This window comes from Bradyrhizobium jicamae (assembly GCF_018130695.1).
Lineage (GTDB): Bacteria > Pseudomonadota > Alphaproteobacteria > Rhizobiales > Xanthobacteraceae > Bradyrhizobium > Bradyrhizobium jicamae_B.
Map to the genome: position 1 here is coordinate 68,013 of NZ_JAFCJX010000013.1, position 17,200 is coordinate 85,212.

Genomic DNA, 17,200 nt, shown 5'->3' on the forward strand with positions numbered 1-17,200 from the left:
GCTAATCCGCCCTACGGCCGCATGCTCGCGGCGCCTACGGCTCCGTGCTCGCGGCGCCCGGTCGCATCTCTGTGTGAGCCTGATCACAGAGGATTCGAACGCGAGCCGGTACACCTCCGACAGACGGGAGAGAGATTGCTCAACCGGATGTTGACGAGGATACCAACGTGACCCAGGTCTTCTTTCATTGCTCCAATGCCCGCGGAGTCCTGATGGATCGACGCGGGACCTCCGTGGCCGGCCTGTCCGAGGCCTGCGAGGCGGCGATGCGCATGGTGCGCTCGCTGGTCGCGACCACCACCCTCGAAGACTGGCGCGACTGGTCGCTGCATGTCAGCGACGATGCCGGCGACGAGATATTCATCCTCCCCTTCGCCTTCGCGATCGGCAAGCCGCACTGAGAGGACGCCATGACATCGCCGCGGTCGTCATTCTCATCGTTTCGCCGTGCGGTCAGGAAGCTGATCGAGACCGTGTTCGATCCCTATCGCCCCGAGCGCCACTACATGCGCGGGCCGGGCCCGAAGTGGCGCGCCAAGCACGCGATCGGCTGATCGTTGATGCAAGCCGACATGCAAAAAAGTAGGGCGGATTAGCCGTAGGCGTAATCCGCCATCTTGTCTTGCACCGCGGCGGGTTACGCCGCGCTAACCCGCCCTACAAGATTTACTCCGGCTGGCCGATCGACACCTTCAGCGTCCCGACACCGTCGACGCCGCATTCCAGCTTATCGCCGGGCTGCAGCTGCGACACGCCGGCCGGCGTGCCCGTCATGATGATGTCGCCGGCGGCGAGCTTCACCTGCTGCGACAGCTGCCAGATGATTTCCGGCACGTTCCAGATCAGCTCGGTGAGGTCGCCCTTCTGGGCTTCCTTGCCGTTCACCGTGAGCCAGATCTTGCCCTTGGTGGGATGGCCGATCTTGGCGGCCGGCTGGATCGCCGAGCAGGGCGCGGAATAGTCGAAGGACTTGCCGACTTCCCACGGGCGCTCCTTCTTGCGCGAAGCGATCTGCAGGTCGCGGCGGGTCAGGTCGATGCCGACGGCGTAGCCGTAGACATGGTCGAGCGCCTTGTCGGCCGGGATGTTGAGGCCGCCGCTCTTCATCGCGACGATCAACTCGACCTCGTGATGCAGGTCCTTGGTCAGCGGCGGATAGGGGATGGTGGCGCCATCGGGCACCAGCATGTCGGCGTGCTTGCCGAAGAAGAACGGCGGCGCGCGCTCGTCATTGCCCATCTCGCGGATGTGCTCGAGATAGTTGCGGCCGACGCACCAGATGCGGCGCACCGGATAGGCCCCGGCCTCGCCGACGACGGGAAGCTGCGGCTGCGGCGGAAGCGGAATGACGTAGGGGGCGGCGTTCATGCAGGGGTCTCGCTCTTCGTTGAGATGAAATGAGTGATGCGGATAAGAGCAGGCGGTGTCTCTTCCCCCTCGCCCCGCTTGCGGGGAGAGGGTCGGGGTGAGGGGGAGTCTCCGCGTAGCTGGTGATAGCTGAGTTTGCGGAGGCTCCCCCCCTCACCCGAATTGCATCTGCGATGCAATTCGACCTCTCCCCGCAAGCGGGGCGAGGTGAATTCTGAGCTTGCTTTGGCATGCGAAGCAAGATCGTCATGCTTCAAATCTCTAGGCGCTTGCGCTGATCGGCGCCAGCGCCAGGGGCGTGGTGTCGTGATGTTGCTGCAGGCGGAAGAACGAGGCGTAACGGCCGCCGCGGCGGAGCAGCTCGTCGTGCCGGCCGCGCTCGACGATCTCGCCGCCTTCGACCACCAGGATCGCGTCGGCATGCATGATGGTGTGCAGGCGGTGCGCGATCACAATGGTGGTGCGGTTCTGGCAGAGATGCTCGATCGCCTCCTGCACCTGCTTCTCGGACTCGGAGTCGAGCGCGGCGGTGGCCTCGTCGAGCAGGATCACGGGTGCGTTCTTGATCAGCGCGCGGGCGACCGCGATGCGCTGGCGCTGGCCGCCGGACAATTGCGTACCGTGCTCGCCGACCGGCGTGTCGTAACCTTGCGGGAAGCCCATGATGAAGTCGTGGGCACAGGCTGCCTTCGCGGCCTCGATGATCTCCTCAGACGTGGCGCCGTCCTTGCCGAAGGCGATGTTGTTGCGGATCGTGTCGCGGAACAGATAGACGTCCTGGCCGACATAGGCGGTCTGCTGCCGCAGCGATTTGCGCGACACCGATGCGATCGACTGGGCGTCGATCAGGATGTCGCCCGCGGTCGCCTCATAGAACCGCAGCAGCAGCGCCAGCACGGTCGACTTGCCGCCGCCGGACGGGCCGACCAGCGCGGTGACCTTGCCGGGCTCGGCAACAAAGCTCATGCGGTTGAGCACGGTCTCGGCCTCGCGATAGGCGAAGGAGACGTCGCGGAGCTCGATCCGCGCGTCGCTCAGCTTCAGCGCCGGCTTGTCGTCATCGGATTTCTCGCTGGCCGGGCTGTCGATCACCTCGAGCAGCATGCGCGCGCCGACCAGCTGGCTGTTGAGATCGATGTTGAGCCGCGACAGCCGCTTGGCCGGCTCGGTGGCAAGCAGGAACGCGGTCATGAAGGAAAAGAACTGCCCGGGGGTGGCGCCGAGCGCGACCACGCTGTAGCCGCCATACAACAGACAGCCGGCGACCGCGAAGCCGCCGAGCGTCTCCATCAGCGGGTTGGAGCGGTTGGCGACGCGCGCCATCTTGTTGGCGTTCTGCTCGACGGCGCGGATATTGGCATCGATCCGCCGCTGCATGGTGTCTTCCAGCGTGAACGCCTTGACGGTGCGGATGCCCTGCAGGGATTCCTGCATGGTCTCCATGATGTCGGCAGTGCCGGTGAACTGGGTGTGCGCGAGGTTCTTGATGCGCTTGACCAGCTTGCGCAGCATGATCATCGCCGGCGGCACCACGACGAGGCCGACCAGCGACAGGATCGGATCCTGGAACACCATCACGCCGACCAGGCTGATCAGCATCATCAGGTCGCGCCCGATGGCGTTGACCAGCATGTTGAGCACGTCGGTGATCGATTTGGCGCCGGCGGTCATCCGCGCCAGGAATTCGGAGGAGTGGCGCGTCGAGAAGAAGCCGATGCTCTCGTTCATCAGCTTGGCGAACAGTTGCCGCTGGTTGTTGGCGAGGATGGCATTGGAGATCTTGTTGAGGATCACCGTGTGGCCGTAGGTCGCCACGCCCTTGATGAAGAGCAGCAGCACGACGACACCTGACAGTGCGGCGATGCCGAGCACGTTCTTGTCGATATAGGCCTGGTTGATCACCTGGCCGAGGATGTAGGCGGAGCCCGCGGTGGCGCCGGCGGCAATCCCCATCAGCACGAAGGCAGTCAGATAGCGCCGCCAGTAGAGGACGCCTTGTTCCATGACCAGGCGGCGAATCAGGATCGCTGCGCCATAGGGATCGTCGGTGATTTTTCTCGGAAACTGGGCCATCCGCATTCCGTTGACGGCGCGGGACGAACCCGCCCCGTGACGTCAGGAGCTTAGGCGGTCTCCTTGCCCGCACTATCCGGAATTTTCAAGCCCAATTAAGGGCTTGTTAAGCCTTTGTGAGCGGGAAGACTCTTTAGTTGGACGCGTTTTCTCAGCGCGAACCGGTCCCCACTTCGCTTGAAAACGCTTTGGCTATTAGGCGGAAGCCGCGTGCTCGACGTGGCCGCCGCGCTCGCGGAACAGCTTCTCTTCCCAGGCCAGCGCGTGCGTTGCGATGGTCTCGAGGTCGTCATATTGCGGCGTCCAGTCGAGCGTCGAGCGGATGCGGCTGGTGTCGGCGACCATGGTCATGATGTCGCCGGGCCGGCGCGGCGCATACGACACCGCGAAATTGCGCATCGCGACGCGGCGCACCGCCTCGATCGTTTCCAGCACCGAATAGCCGCGGCCATAGCCGCAGTTCAGCGTCACAGATGGGCCGCCGCTGCGCAGGTACGACAGCGCCGAGCGATGCGCCTGCACGAGATCGCTGACATGGATGAAGTCGCGGATACAGCTGCCGTCCGGCGTCGGATAATCGGTGCCGTAGACATCGATCTTGGCACGCTGGCCGGTCGCGGCTTCGACCGCGATCTTGAGCAGATGCGTGGCGCCGACGGTGGCGAGGCCGACGCGTCCTTGCGGGTCTGCACCGGCGACGTTGAAGTAGCGCAGCACGACATAGTTCATGCCATGCGCGGAGGCGACGTCGTGCAGCATGATCTCGGTCATCAGCTTCGACGAGCCGTAGGGCGACAGCGGCCGCGTCGGCGCGATCTCCGGCACCGGCACCTGGTCCGGATTGCCGTAGACGGCCGCGGTGGAGGAGAAGATGAAACGGCTGACGCCGCCCTTCACCGCCGCATTCATCAGGCTGCGCGTCGTCATGGTGTTGTTGCGGTAATAGCCGAGCGGATCGCGCATCGAATCCGGCACGACCACCGAGCCCGCGAAATGGATGATGCTCTCGATGCCGTGCTGGGCGATCACGCCCTCGACGAGATTCTCGTCGCCGGCGTCGCCGATGAACAGCGGCACGCCCTCGGGCAGGAAGGAGGAGAATCCGGTGGAGAGGTTGTCGACCACGACCACGCTTTCGCCGGCATCGACCAGCGCATGCACCATGTGACTTCCGATATAGCCGGCGCCGCCGGTCACGAGCACGGTCATGAGTAGCACTCCCAGAATTCTTGCTTCCGGGGATGCTAGCGGCCTCGCGGTGAAGAGGGGGTTTCGTCGTGGGCGAACTGGCCACTATGCTTAATGTTGCGTATAGGAGGGCTCGCGAAACGGAGACGTGCGTGCCGATCGAGAACAATCAGGCCGATGGACTGCAACTGATCGTGCCGAATCTGCACAGGCGCTATTCCGGCGTGACTGCAACCAACCGTATGGTGGCGCCGAAACTCGCGAAACTGTTCCGCGCAGCCTGGCTCGGATCGCATGCGCCTGACGGCATCGCGCGTATGACATTCGCCGATCTGCTTCCCTTGTGGCGGCGCCAGACGCCGTTGATCTGGCACGCGCGGCGCAATGACGAGATGATTGTTGGCGTCGTGCTGCGCGCGCTCGGCTGGCCGTTCAAGCTCGTCTTCACCTCGGCCGCGCAGCGCCACCACACCTGGCTGACGCGCTGGCTGGTGCGGCGGATGGATGCGATCATTGCGACCTCAGCGCTGTCGGCGTCGTATCTGAAGCGCGAGTCCACGGTCGTGATGCACGGCGTCGACATCGATCGCTACGCGCCGCCGGTGGATCGTGCCGCGGCGTTCGCTGAAAGCGGATTGCCCGGCCGCTATGCGATCGGTTGCTTCGGTCGCGTCCGCGCGCAGAAGGGCAGCGACGTCTTCGTCGATGCGATGTGCAAATTGCTGCCGCGCTATCCGGATTTCACCGCCGTGATCGTCGGCGCCGTGGTGCCGGAGCAGCAGGGCTTTGCCAACGAGCTGAAGCGCCGCATCGAAGCCGCCGGCCTGCAATCGCGCATCATCATCACCGGCGAACTCGCAATCGAGGAGGTCGAACGCTGGTACCAGCGGCTGACGATCTACGCCTTCACCTCGCGCAATGAAGGTTTTGGCCTGACGCTGATCGAGGCGATGGCGGCAGGCGCCGCGCTGGTGGCATCGCGCGCAGGTGCTGCGGAGTACGTTGTCGAGGAGGGCGTTACCGGCGTGCTGACGCCGCCTGATAATGTCGATGCGCTGGTCAATGCGCTCGAGCCGTTGATGCGTGATCCCCAGGCGGCTGCGGCGATGGGCGAACGGGCGCGCGCGCGCGTCGTGGAAAAATTCAGCCTTGATGCCGAGGCGAACGGAATCGCTGCGGTCTATCGCGCGCTCGCCTGAGCGAGCACCTGCTGCACAGTGTCGGCGATATCATCAGCGGTGATGTTGGTCATGCAGCGATGGTCGTTCATGCGGCACACCGTGCTCTGGCACGGCTGGCACGATAGCTTCTCCTTCGTCTGCACCATGGTCGATGCGAGGCCATTCAGCGGCGCCCAGAGATAGGGGCTGGTCGGGCCGAAGATGCCCATGGTCGGGGTGCCGATCGCGGCCGCGATGTGCATCAGGCCCGAGTCGTTGGTAACAGCGACGCTGGCGGCGGCCATTGCCAGCACGCCGTTGCGCAAATCGGTGCCGGTGAGATCGCGGACGCGCGGCCCGCCGGCGGCGGCTATCTCCTGCGCCAGCGCCTTCTCGCCGGGACCGCCGACCACCCAGACGTCGAAGCCGCGTTCGATCAGGAGACGCGCGGCCTCCGGATAGGAGGTCCAGCGCTTGGAGGCGCCGACCGAGCCGGGGCCGAGTGCGACGGCCGGCGCGGTGCCAAGGCCATTGGCCTGCCGCCAGCGCGCAATGTCCTCGGCCGGCACCCGGAGTTGCGGCACCGGCCATTCCGGCTTCGGCACCGGCGCGCCGGCGGGCAGGGCCAGGGCGGCGTTCTTGTCGATGAAGCGCGGCAGCTTCTTCTCGCCCCAGCGCATCGCGTTGATCAGGCCGAACCGGGCCTCTCCGAAGAAGCCGACCCGTTCAGGAATCCCGGCCAGCGCCGGCGCGATGGCGGCCTTCCAGGTGCGGGGCAGCACCAGCGCGGTTCCATAGCCCCGGGCGCGCAACTGCGCCGCTAGGCCATGTTGCTTGCCCAGCGCCAACCGGCTGCGCGGCAGGTCCCAGACGATGCCCTCCCGGACACCGGGCATGTATTCGACCAGGGGCGCGCAGAGGCTGGTGACCAGCAAATCGACCGGCCGGTTCGGCCAGCGCTGCTTGAGCACCCGGACCACGGTGTGGCCGCGGACGAAATCGCCGATCCACATATAGGGGATGATCAGGATCGGGCGGGTATCCGCCGTATCCTCGGTCGCAATCCCCTGAATTGAATCTTGATTCATAGAATGATGTGCTACGCCGGTCGGGATTCGGGCCTGTCGGTAGCCGGTCCGCACCAAGAGGTAAAGCGTTCATCCCCAACGGCTTTGCAAGCCAAGTTGCTTGCGGCGGCGGAGTGGGGCAAAGCTGGCCGTGCTGGGACAAGAGGCAGGGATTTCGGAATGTTGCTGGTAACCGGGGGAGCCGGTTTTATCGGATCGAACGTCGTGGCCGCGTTGAATGACGCCGGCCGCAACGACGTTGCGGTCTGCGATATCCTCGGGTCCGACGGCAAGTGGCGGAACCTGGCCAAGCGGCAGCTCGCCGACTTCGTGCCACCGGCCGCGCTGCTGGACTGGCTGCAGGGCCGTCGGCTCGACGCCATCATCCATCTCGGCGCGATCTCGTCGACGACGGCGACCGACGGCGACCTGGTCATGGAGGCCAATTTCAACACCCCGCTGCGACTGCTCGACTGGTGCACGACGAACGGCGTGCCGCTGATCTACGCCTCGTCGGCGGCGACCTATGGCGACGGCGAGCAGGGCTTTGACGACGACGGCTCGGTCGCGGCGCTAAAGCAGCTGCGGCCGATGAACCTCTACGGCTGGAGCAAGAACCTGTTCGACCTCGCGGTCGCCGAGCGCGCGGCGAAGGGCGAGCGGCTGCCGCCGCAATGCGTCGGGCTGAAGTTCTTCAACGTGTTCGGGCCGAACGAGTACCACAAGGGCACGATGATGAGCGTGCTGGCGCGCCGCTTCGACGACATCAGGGCTGGCCGTGTCGTGCAATTGTTCAAGTCGCATCGCGATGGAATCGCCGATGGCGACCAGCGTCGCGACTTCATCTATGTCGACGACGTCGTGCGCGTGATCATTTGGCTGCTGGCTGCGCCATCCGTCAGCGGCCTCTACAATGTCGGCACCGGCAAAGCGCGCAGCTTCAAGGATCTGATCTTGTCGGCTTACGCGTCGCTCGGCCTGCCGCCGAACATCGAATATATCGACATGCCCGAGCAGATCAGGGGCGCCTATCAATATTTCACCGAGAGCAAGGTCGAACGCCTCCGGCAGGCCGGATACAATGGCGGCTTCACCGCACTCGAGGACGCGGTCGGCGCCTATGTGAAGGGCTTTCTCGACCGCGCCGACCGTTACCGCTGAGAGGCTTCACGCATGTTCGATTTCGAAGCCCTCTCGCACGCGATCTCAGGCCGCACCGTGCTCTGCATCGGCGATCTCATGCTCGACGAGTTCGTCTATGGCGAGGTGTCGCGGATCTCGCCGGAAGCGCCGGCGCCGGTCATCGCGGTCCGCCGCAGCGAGATTAATATCGGCGGCGCCGGCAATGTCGCGCGCAATATCGCTTCGCTCGGCGGCCGCTGCATCTTCGTCGGCCTGATCGGCGACGACGAAGCCGGCCGCACGCTGCGCGCGGCGCTGGCCAAGGAGAGCGCGATCGAGAGCGTGCTGGTGCAGGATGCCTCGCGTCCGACCACGCGCAAGGTGCGCTTCGTCTCCGAGCATTTTTCCACGCATATGCTGCGCTCGGATTGGGAGCAGGCGACACCGGCCTCCGAGCCGGTCGAGCAGCAGCTGATCGACGCGATCCTGCCGCAGCTCGCCCGTGCCGACATCGTGCTGCTGTCCGACTACGCCAAGGGTGTGCTGACCGCGCGGGTGATCCGCAACGTCATCGATGCCGCCAAGAAGGCCGGCAAGCGCGTGATCGTCGATCCCAAGAGCGCCAATCTCGCGATCTATCGCGGCGCGACCCTGCTGACGCCGAACCGCAAGGAGTTCGCCGAGGCGACGCGCAGCCGCGCGGATTCGCAAGGTGCGATCGCGCAGGCCGCGCCGGATGCGATGTATCTTGTCGATTGCGAGGCGATGCTGGTGACGCAAGGCGAGCACGGCATGACGCTGGTGACGCGCGAGGGCTCCTCCATCCACGTGCCCGCGCTTGCGGTGAAGGTGCGCGACGTCTCCGGCGCCGGCGACACGGTGGCGGCGATGCTGGCGCTGGCGCTGGCGAGCAATGCCGATTGGGACACCACGCTGCGCATGGCGAGCGCGGCGGCCGCCGTTGCGGTCAGCAAGACCGGCACGGCGATCGTCACCCCCGACGAGCTGCGGCGGCGAATCCTGCCGCATGCATCGCTGGCGGCCGAAGAGAAGATCGTCGCCGCCGGCGGCGACCTCGATTCCTATCTGGCGGAATGGCGGGCGCAGGATCTGCGCATCGGCTTCACCAATGGCTGCTTCGACATCCTGCATCCCGGTCACGTCAAGGTGCTCACCGCCGCGCGCGGCGCCTGCGACCGCCTGATCGTCGGCCTCAACAGCGACGCGTCGGTGAAGCGGCTGAAGGGCGAGGGGCGTCCGGTGCAGGACGAGCGCGCGCGCGCCGAGGTGCTTGCGGCCCTGGAGGCCGTCGACCTCGTCGCGATCTTCGAGGAGGACACGCCGATCGACCTGATCACCAGGGTGAGGCCGACCGTGCTGGTCAAGGGCGGCGACTACACCCGCGAGCAGGTGGTCGGCCACGAGATCGTGGAAGCCGCCGGCGGCCAGGTGGTGCTGATCGACATCTTGCCCGGCCACAGCACGACCTCGCTGGTCGATCGCGCCCGCGGAGGCAAGGCGTGACCGCAAGCTTCGCTTCGCCGAGCACAGCGGCATTGCCGGCCTGGCGCGATCCGGCGCGCTGGACCACGGTCGCCGACGTCGTCGCGGTGCTGCTGGCGCTGGCGCTGCCCTGGTCGACCTCACTGGTCGGCATTCTCGGCGTCGTGCTGCTGATCGTGGTCGCGCCAACAATCGCGCCGAAACAGTTCCTCGCGCTGCTCAAGCAGCCGATCTGCGCGGTCCCGATCGCGCTGTTCGTGCTGGCGCTGGTCGGAACGCTGTGGTCGGACGCTGCCTGGGGCGCGCGGCTCTATGCGGTCGGGCCGGCCGCGAAACTCTTGATGCTGCCGGTGCTGCTCTATCACTTCCAGCGCTCCAGCCGCGGTGAGTGGGTGTTCACCGCCTTCCTGATCTCCTGCGCGCTCTTGATGCTGGTCTCCTGGGCGGTGTTCCTGCATCCCGCGCTGTCGTCGAAGCCGGCGGAAGAGGCCGCGCGCGGCATCTTCGTGAAGAACTATATCGACCAGAGCCAGGAATTCACGCTGTGCGCGGTGGCGCTGGCCTATCCGATCATCATGCTGCTGCGGACCGGGCGGACGGCGATGGCGCTGCTGCTGACCGCGATAGCCTTCAGCTTCTTCGTCAACATGACCTTTGTCGTGGTGTCGCGGACCGCATTGGTCACTGTGCCGATCATGTTCGCGGTGTTCGCGTTCCTGCATCTGCGATGGCGCAGCATCGTCCTGATCGTGAGCGCCGCTGCGGTGTTCGCCGCGGTGGCGTGGCAGACCTCGCCGACCCTGCGGCAGACCGCAGAGACGTTCTCGCGCGACTACCGGATCTACAAGGAGCGCGGTGAGCCGACCTCGATCGGGCTCCGTCTCGAATTCTGGCGCAAATCGCTCGGCTTCTTCGTCGAGGCACCGGTGATCGGCCACGGCACCGGCTCGACGCGGGGTCTGTTCGAGCGCGTTTCGGCCGGCACGCTGGCCGGTCGCGAGGTGATCGGCAATCCGCACAACCAGACCCTCAACGTCGCGGTGCAGTGGGGCATCGCCGGCGTTGCGCTGCTGTTCGCGATGTGGCTGCTGCACCTCTTGATGTTCCGCGGCGACGGGTTCGCGACCTGGATCGGTCTGCTCGTCGTGGTGCAGAACATCTTCACCTCGCTGTTCAACTCGCACATCTTCGACTTCCACGAGGGCTGGATGTACGTGCTCGGCGTCGGCATCGCCGGTGGCATGGTGCTGAAGTCCGCGGCTACTGCGGGGGAACCTGTACCTCCGGATCGGCGATGATTGCTGGCCTGCCTGCGGTAGATGAGCTATCAGCAAACCCAATGTCTCGTTGCAAACTCCGACCGGTCCGCCCTCTCGCCACATGAAACGCCCGTCACAATTCAATCTCCGCAACGTCCTGATCGCGACGCATGACGCGCTCGCGACTGCGTTTGCGCTGGTGGCGAGCTTCTATTTGCGCTTCGAGGGTGTCCAGCTGGCTGACCGCCTGCCGTTCCTGTGGAAGATCCTGCCCTGGTTCGTGCTGTTCAGCATCGTCATCAGCTACCTGTTCAACCTCACCACGGCGAAATGGCGCTTTACCTCGCTGCCGGACGCGCTGAACATCCTGCGCGCCGCCGCGGTGCTGACGCTGGCGCTGGTGGTAATGGACTATGCCTACTTCTTCACCGCGCACTCCCACGTCCTGATCCTGTTCGGTCGGATCACGATCGTCCTCTATTTCTTCTTGCAGGTGTTCGCGCTGAGCGCGCTGCGGTTCGGCTATCGCTATTTCCGCTACTCGCGGACCCGCCATCATGCCCGCACCGACAACGCCGCGCCGGCGCTGCTGGTCGGCCGCGCCGCCGACGCCGAGGTGGTGCTGCGCGGCATCGAGAACGGCGCCATCAAGCGGCTGTGGCCGGTCGGCGTGCTGTCGCCGTCGGACGCTGACCGCGGCCAGAAGATCCGCAACATCCCCGTGGTCGGCGGCGTCGACGACATCGAAGCCGTCATTCGCGATTTCGAGGCCCGGCAGCGCCCGATCAAGCGCGTCGTGATGACGCCGTCGGCATTCGAGCCGGACGCGCATCCGGAAAGCGTGCTGATGCGTGCCAAGCGGCTCGGCCTGATGGTCAACCGCCTGCCGTCGCTGGAGGGCGGCGATACCCCGCGGCTGACCAACGTCGCGGTCGAGGACCTGCTGCTGCGTCCGAGCCACAAGATCGACTATGCGCGGCTCGAGGAACTGGTGAAGGGCAAGGCCGTCATCGTGACCGGCGGCGGCGGCTCGATCGGCGCCGAGATCTGCGACCGCGTCGTGACCTTCGGCGCGGCACGGCTGTTGATCGTGGAGAATTCGGAACCGGCGCTCTATGCGGTGACGGAGGATCTGGCGGCGCGCGATATGGCGGCCGAGATCGAGGGACGCATCGCCGATATCCGCGACCGCGAGCGGATCATGCGGCTGATGCGCGACTTCAAGCCCGACATCGTGTTCCACGCCGCGGCGCTGAAGCACGTGCCGATCCTGGAGCGCGACTGGAGCGAGGGCGTCAAGACCAACATCTTCGGCTCGGTCAACGTCGCCGACGCGGCGCTCGCCGCCGGTGCCACCGCGATGGTGATGATCTCGACCGACAAGGCGATCGAGCCGGTGTCGATGCTCGGCCTGACCAAGCGCTTCGCCGAGATGTACTGCCAGGCGCTCGATCACGACCTGATGGCGCAGGCGGGCAGCAAGCCGCATATGCGGCTGATCTCGGTGCGGTTCGGCAACGTGCTGGCGTCGAACGGCTCGGTGGTGCCGAAGTTCAAGGCGCAGATCGAGGCCGGTGGCCCCATCACCGTCACCCATCCCGACATGGTCCGCTACTTCATGACCATCCGCGAGGCCTGCGACCTCGTGCTGACGGCCTCGACCCATGCGATGACTCCGGCGCGGCCGGACGTCTCGGTCTATGTGCTCAACATGGGACAGCCGGTGAAGATCGTCGATCTCGCCGAGCGGATGATCCGCCTGTCGGGCCTGCAGCCCGGCGTCGACATCGAGGTCGTGTTCAGCGGCATGCGGCCGGGCGAGCGGCTTAACGAGATCCTGTTCGCCAGCGAAGAGCCGACCATCGAGATCGGTGTTGCCGGCATCATGGCGGCGAAACCCAACCAACCGCCGATGTCGACGCTGCGGCAGTGGCTTTCCGCGCTCGAGGCGGCGATCGCCAATGACGACCGCGTCACCATCCGCGCCGTGCTGAAGGATGCGGTGCCGGAATTCGGATCGAACGCCGCGTGAGCGCGGCATCGCATGCGCGAGCCGGGTGATGTCCAGGCACGGCAAAGTTCTCGTCGTCAGCCAGCACTATCCGCCGGATCATTCGACGACCGCGGCGATCATGGCCGCGATCGCGGGCCGCATCGCCGATGAGGCCGACGTGCTCGTCGTGTCGGGGATGCCGGGCTCGGCAACGATGCCGGGCTCGGCAACCGCGCCATCGCCGGGCCGGCCGACGGTGGTGGAGGTCAGGAACTGGCTGCCGGAAAAGGGCGCGCTGATCCGCCGCGCGCTGGCCGAGGCGCTGTTCACGCTCCGCATCTTCCTGACGCTGTTGACGCGGCTTCGCCGCGGCGACGTCGCGCTCACGGTGACGGCGCCGTTCGCGCTGCCCTATGCGGTTGCGGCCGCGGCGCGGCTGAAGCGCGCGAAGTCGGCGCTGATCCTGCACGATCTGTTCCCCGACGTGCTCGTGATGGCCGGCCTGCTGCGGCCGGCCTCGCTGGTGGCGCGCCTGATGCGCGGCATCAACGCGCTGATGTTCCGCGCGCTCGATGCCGTCATCATCATCGGCCGCGACGCCGAGCCGCGGCTGATGCGCTATGCCGGGATGACACCGGCAAAAATCCGCTTCATTCCGAACTGGGCGACGCTCGCGCCCGGCGTCCGTCCGGTGAGCGCGGACAATCGGTTTCGCCGCGACATCGGCGGGCGCTTCGTCGTCGGGCTATCCGGCAATCTCGGATTCACCCATGATCCCGTTGTCGTGTTCGAGGCGGCGCGCCGCTTGAAGGATCAGGCGGATATCCATTTCCTTCTGTCGGGGTGGGGAATAGGTTTCGACCGGTTGAAGGAACTGCAATCGCAGGCGAGGCTTGCCAATGTCACCCTGGTCGACCGCGTCGCCGATGCGGACCTCGAGATGCTGCTTGCCGCTGCCGATGCCTGGCTCATTCCCTACCGCAAGGATGTCGCTGGTGTCTCGGTGCCGAGCCGGTTCTACAATCTGCTCGCCATCGGCCGGCCGGTCATCCTGGTCTCAGAGCCGGATGCCGAGGCGGCGCTCACCGTGGCGGAAGACCGCCTGGGCTGGGTTGTGATGCCCGATCGTCCCGAAGAGCTCGCCGATGCGATCCGGCAGGCGTCACGATCGCAAGACGGCGCGATGGCCGAGCGCGCCGTCGCGGCCGCGGCGCGCTACAGCGCCGAGCACGCATTGAACGGTTACGCCGCGCTGGCGCAGGAGCTGCTGCGCGGGACCAAAGCGGAGCAGGACCGATGAGCGAACGTCCCACCGCACTGGTGACCGGCGCGAGCGGCTTTGTCGGCCGCCACATCGCGCCCGAGCTAGCGCGTCATGGCTGGACCGTACGTCGCGCCGTTCGCGAGCGGAGCGAGGACGGCAACGACGTCGTGATTGGCTCGCTCGGCCCGGAAACAGGTTGGCATCAGGCGCTCGCGGGCGTCGATGCGGTGGTGCATCTGGCCGCGCGCGTGCATCACCAGCACGAGGAGCATGAGGTCGGGCTGTACCGCAACGTCAATATCGAGGGCACGCTGCATCTGGCGCGCTGCGCGGCAGAGGCCGGGGTCAAGGATTTCATCTTCGTCAGCACCATCCTGGTGCATGGCCGCAGCAACAACGGCCGCGTGCCCTATTGCGAGGACGACGTGCTGACGCCGCGCGGGCTGTACGGCATGTCGAAGGCTGCCGCCGAGGTCGGGCTGCGGGAGATCGCAGGCACCGGCGGCATGCGCGTCACCGTGATCAGGCCGCCTTTGATCTACGGTGCGGGCGCCAAGGGGAATTTCGCGCTGCTGGAAAAGGCCGTGAAGCGCGGCCTGCCGCTGCCGTTCGCCCAGGTGAACAATCGCCGCGCGTTCCTCTCGGTCGATAATCTCGCATCGTTCATCGTCTATCGGTTGTCGCATCCCGACGGCAACTTCGACGTCTTCCTGGTCGCCGACGATCAGCAGGTCTCGACGCCCGAATTCATCATGCGGCTGGCGAAAGCCGCGCAAACCACACCGCGGCTGTTCCGCCTGCCGCCGCGGCTGCTGAGCGCGTTGCTCAAGATCAGCGGCCGCAGGGAGGCCAATGACAGTCTGCTGGGGTCGCTGGAGCTGGATCTCTCCAAGGTCGGCCGCACAGGATGGCGGCCGCCGATCGATCTCGACGAAGGCCTACGGCGGGCGCTGAGCGGGAATGGCGACTGATCAAGCCACGCGCGGCTGCGCGAAACGGTGCAGCTGAAAGCCGACCGCGGCAGCGCCAATCGCCAGCAGCACCAGGTCGGCCCACATCGTCTGCAGTCTGACCGAGGCGAGCGCGAGCAGCGCGAGGCCGACATTGAGCGCGAACACCTCGCCGACGACGCGCCACACCGTAAATCCGTTGTCGGTGGCGCGCTGATAGAAATGCGAGCGGTGCGCAGCCCAGAACGCCTCGCGCCGCGCGATGCGGCGGAACAGCGTCAGCGTCGCGTCGGCGAGATAATACAGCGGCAGCAGCAGCGCGGCGGCGATTTGCCCTTGCATCGCGAGTTCGAGCAGGCCCCAGCCGAGCAAGAGGCCGATCGGCAGGCTGCCGACGTCGCCGAGGAAGATTTTTGCGACCGGCCGGTTGAACGGTACGAAGCCGATGAGGGCGCCGCCCAGCGCCGCGGCAACGATCGCGGTGTCGGCCGGGATGAGCCCCACGAAGCCGATCAGCGCAATCACGGCGGCGATGGGCACCGCCTCGGCCGCCGTCATCAGGTCGAGCCCGTCCATGAAGTTGACGAGGTTGACGAACCAGAGGCCGGCGATCAGCAGCAATCCGCGCTCGAGCCAGAGCGGACTGGCCGGAACGATCTTCAGCTCGCCGGGAATCGCGAACAGCACGGCGGCCACGGCGCTCGCCTGCAGCAATAGGCGCGGTGCCACCGGCAGCGGCCGCACGTCGTCGACGAAGCCGATTACCGCGATGAACACACTGGCCGCGAATACCAGCAGCGGAATGGTGACGACGGCGTTGCCGGCGAAGGCGATCGCCACACCGGCAGCCAGCAGCGTCGCGGCGATGACCGCGACGCCGCCGCCTTGCGGTGTCGGAATTTTATGCGAGGAGCGCGCATTCGGCTTGGCAAGCGCGATGCGCAGCAGCATCGGCCGTGTCAGCGGGATCAGGGCAGCCGCGATCAAGGCAGCGAATGCTGCCGCCGCGACCGACATGAGGATCTCTGAGCTCTGCATATCCTTAAGTTATTCAGGCACCTGGATCGGCTCGGCGCCCTTGGCGGCTTTCTCCGGGCTCAAGATCCAGACCAGGCCGCCGAACACGCCGACGACGAAGGTCACCGCGCCGAACAGCAGCGAGATGTTGACGCCCTCATTGGTCACGAGGCCGGCATAGCCGAAGGCTAGGCCCATGGTGGCTTCGCGCACGCCCCAGCCGGCGATCGAGATCGGCAGCATGGTGATCAGCATCACCGGCGGCAGCAGTTGAAAGACCTGGCCGAAGGTCGCGGGCGCGGCAATCGACTGCACCACGCACCAGGCGATGACGACGGTGACGACGTGAATCATCATCGAGAGCACGGCGATCTTCGGCCCACGGTCGCGGCTGAAGATGACGCGGTTGGCGATCACCGCGCAGGCATGGACGTGATGCGTCGCCCACCAGCTCTTCAGCCACGGCCAGCGCAGCATGCCGAGCACCAGGAAGCCGAGCCCGCCGGCGAGCGCCGCGGCGTCGAGCAGGATCAGGCCCGAGCGGCCGTGCGGATCGGAGATCAGCTGATAGCTCCAGGGCAGCGTCACCAGGATCAGCACCGCGAGCGCGATCAGGCCGACCGCGCGATCGACGAAGATCGAATAGGTCGCCGCGCGCCAGCCGGCGCCGTTGCGCGCGACCAGCCACAGCCGCACGGCATCGCCGCCGATCGAGGAGGGCAGCGTCTGGTTGAAGAAAGTGCCGATCACGTTGTAGCGCATCGCCTGCCGCATCTCGAGCGGCGCGCCGCATTCGCCGCTGATCTCGCGCCAGCGCAGCACGCCAAGGAAGATCTGCAGGAACGTGATTGCGATCGCGAGCCCCAGCCAGCCCAGGCTCTCGACGCGGATGCGCGCGGCGAGATCATACAAATTGACCTTGCGCAGCGAGAAATAGAGCAGCGCGGCCGAGATCAGAATCTTGATGGTGGAGAGCAGGATCCGGCGCATGTCGCCCGTGTTGGCCAGGTGTCAGAATGTGTCCCAAAAACAGCGCAAAACGCCTTGCTGCGCCCAAATTCGCCGCCTTGGTATGGTTTTCGCCGCGATCTGGCAATAGCCTGCAGCCGGGTATTGCGACGCCCTTGACATGCCGGTTAAACAGGCACTGAAAACAGGGCGTTCGGCGCCGCGTCCGGGTTACAATGTCGTCAAAATCCGCCTCTACGCGAGAAGAGGGCAGCCCGGCACAGACCG

At 66.0% G+C, this 17,200-nt stretch carries 15 protein-coding genes; 9 read left to right on the forward strand and 6 right to left on the reverse strand.

The window, feature by feature from the left end; all coding sequences use genetic code 11:
* The first annotated feature begins 167 nt into the window (after positions 1–167).
* A complete protein-coding gene (locus JQ604_RS20080) occupies positions 168–401 on the forward strand; it encodes a DUF6894 family protein (RefSeq protein WP_212360239.1) in 234 nt (77 codons plus the stop codon).
* Positions 402–410: 9 nt separating this feature from the next.
* Positions 411–554, forward strand: a complete 144-nt coding sequence (locus tag JQ604_RS20085) for a hypothetical protein (protein ID WP_212360242.1) — start codon at positions 411–413, stop codon at positions 552–554.
* 112 nt (positions 555–666) lie between these two features.
* On the opposite strand, the gene JQ604_RS20090 is transcribed toward JQ604_RS20085, so the two are convergent.
* The 3 genes from JQ604_RS20090 to galE all read right to left on the reverse strand — a co-directional run bounded on the left by JQ604_RS20090 (position 667) and on the right by galE (position 4,650).
* Positions 667–1,368, reverse strand: a complete 702-nt coding sequence (locus JQ604_RS20090; protein ID WP_212360246.1) for a fumarylacetoacetate hydrolase family protein — start codon at positions 1,366–1,368, stop codon at positions 667–669.
* Positions 1,369–1,629: 261 nt separating this feature from the next.
* A complete protein-coding gene (locus JQ604_RS20095) occupies positions 1,630–3,441 on the reverse strand; it encodes an ABC transporter ATP-binding protein (RefSeq protein WP_212360249.1) in 1,812 nt (603 codons plus the stop codon).
* 195 nt (positions 3,442–3,636) lie between these two features.
* A complete protein-coding gene (gene galE / locus JQ604_RS20100) occupies positions 3,637–4,650 on the reverse strand; it encodes a UDP-glucose 4-epimerase GalE (RefSeq protein WP_212360252.1) in 1,014 nt (337 codons plus the stop codon).
* A gap of 131 nt (positions 4,651–4,781) precedes the next feature.
* Between galE and JQ604_RS20105 the strand changes: the two genes are divergently transcribed.
* On the forward strand, positions 4,782–5,828 hold the full coding sequence (locus JQ604_RS20105) for a glycosyltransferase family 4 protein (protein ID WP_433996267.1): 1,047 nt from the start codon (positions 4,782–4,784) through the stop codon (positions 5,826–5,828).
* Here the strand turns inward: JQ604_RS20105 and waaF are convergent.
* Positions 5,810–6,877 carry a lipopolysaccharide heptosyltransferase II gene (waaF, locus tag JQ604_RS20110; RefSeq protein ID WP_212360255.1) on the reverse strand — a complete coding sequence of 356 codons (1,068 nt, stop codon included), beginning with the start codon at positions 6,875–6,877 and terminating at the stop codon, positions 5,810–5,812. The two genes, JQ604_RS20105 and waaF, sit on opposite strands and share 19 nt — an antisense overlap.
* A 159-nt stretch (positions 6,878–7,036) precedes the next feature.
* Here waaF and rfaD point away from each other — a divergent pair, with 159 nt between their 5' ends.
* The 6 genes from rfaD to JQ604_RS20140 all read left to right on the forward strand — a co-directional run bounded on the left by rfaD (position 7,037) and on the right by JQ604_RS20140 (position 14,968).
* Entirely contained in the window at positions 7,037–8,017 is a 981-nt protein-coding gene (rfaD, locus tag JQ604_RS20115; RefSeq protein WP_212360258.1) for an ADP-glyceromanno-heptose 6-epimerase, read from the forward strand.
* A 12-nt stretch (positions 8,018–8,029) separates the two neighbouring features.
* Positions 8,030–9,502 carry a D-glycero-beta-D-manno-heptose-7-phosphate kinase gene (gene rfaE1 / locus JQ604_RS20120; protein ID WP_212360261.1) on the forward strand — a complete coding sequence of 491 codons (1,473 nt, stop codon included), beginning with the start codon at positions 8,030–8,032 and terminating at the stop codon, positions 9,500–9,502.
* A complete protein-coding gene (locus JQ604_RS20125) occupies positions 9,499–10,779 on the forward strand; it encodes an O-antigen ligase family protein (protein ID WP_212360264.1) in 1,281 nt (426 codons plus the stop codon). The genes rfaE1 and JQ604_RS20125 overlap by 4 nt, the downstream gene beginning before the upstream one ends.
* A gap of 82 nt (positions 10,780–10,861) precedes the next feature.
* Positions 10,862–12,772 carry a nucleoside-diphosphate sugar epimerase/dehydratase gene (locus tag JQ604_RS20130; RefSeq protein ID WP_212360267.1) on the forward strand — a complete coding sequence of 637 codons (1,911 nt, stop codon included), beginning with the start codon at positions 10,862–10,864 and terminating at the stop codon, positions 12,770–12,772.
* 28 nt (positions 12,773–12,800) lie between these two features.
* Positions 12,801–14,033 (forward strand): glycosyltransferase family 4 protein, encoded by a 1,233-nt coding sequence (locus JQ604_RS20135; RefSeq protein WP_212360269.1) that lies wholly within the window; start codon positions 12,801–12,803, stop codon positions 14,031–14,033.
* Positions 14,030–14,968 carry an NAD-dependent epimerase/dehydratase family protein gene (locus tag JQ604_RS20140; protein WP_212360271.1) on the forward strand — a complete coding sequence of 313 codons (939 nt, stop codon included), beginning with the start codon at positions 14,030–14,032 and terminating at the stop codon, positions 14,966–14,968. The genes JQ604_RS20135 and JQ604_RS20140 overlap by 4 nt, the downstream gene beginning before the upstream one ends.
* Here the strand turns inward: JQ604_RS20140 and JQ604_RS20145 are convergent, their stop codons facing one another.
* On the reverse strand, positions 14,969–15,964 hold the full coding sequence (locus JQ604_RS20145) for an MraY family glycosyltransferase (RefSeq protein ID WP_249158470.1): 996 nt from the start codon (positions 15,962–15,964) through the stop codon (positions 14,969–14,971).
* A 30-nt stretch (positions 15,965–15,994) separates the two neighbouring features.
* The gene (locus JQ604_RS20150; RefSeq protein ID WP_212360275.1) at positions 15,995–16,954 is read right to left on the reverse strand and encodes a lysylphosphatidylglycerol synthase transmembrane domain-containing protein; all 960 of its coding nucleotides are present in this window, start codon (positions 16,952–16,954) and stop codon (positions 15,995–15,997) included.
* Positions 16,955–17,200 lie beyond the last annotated feature (246 nt).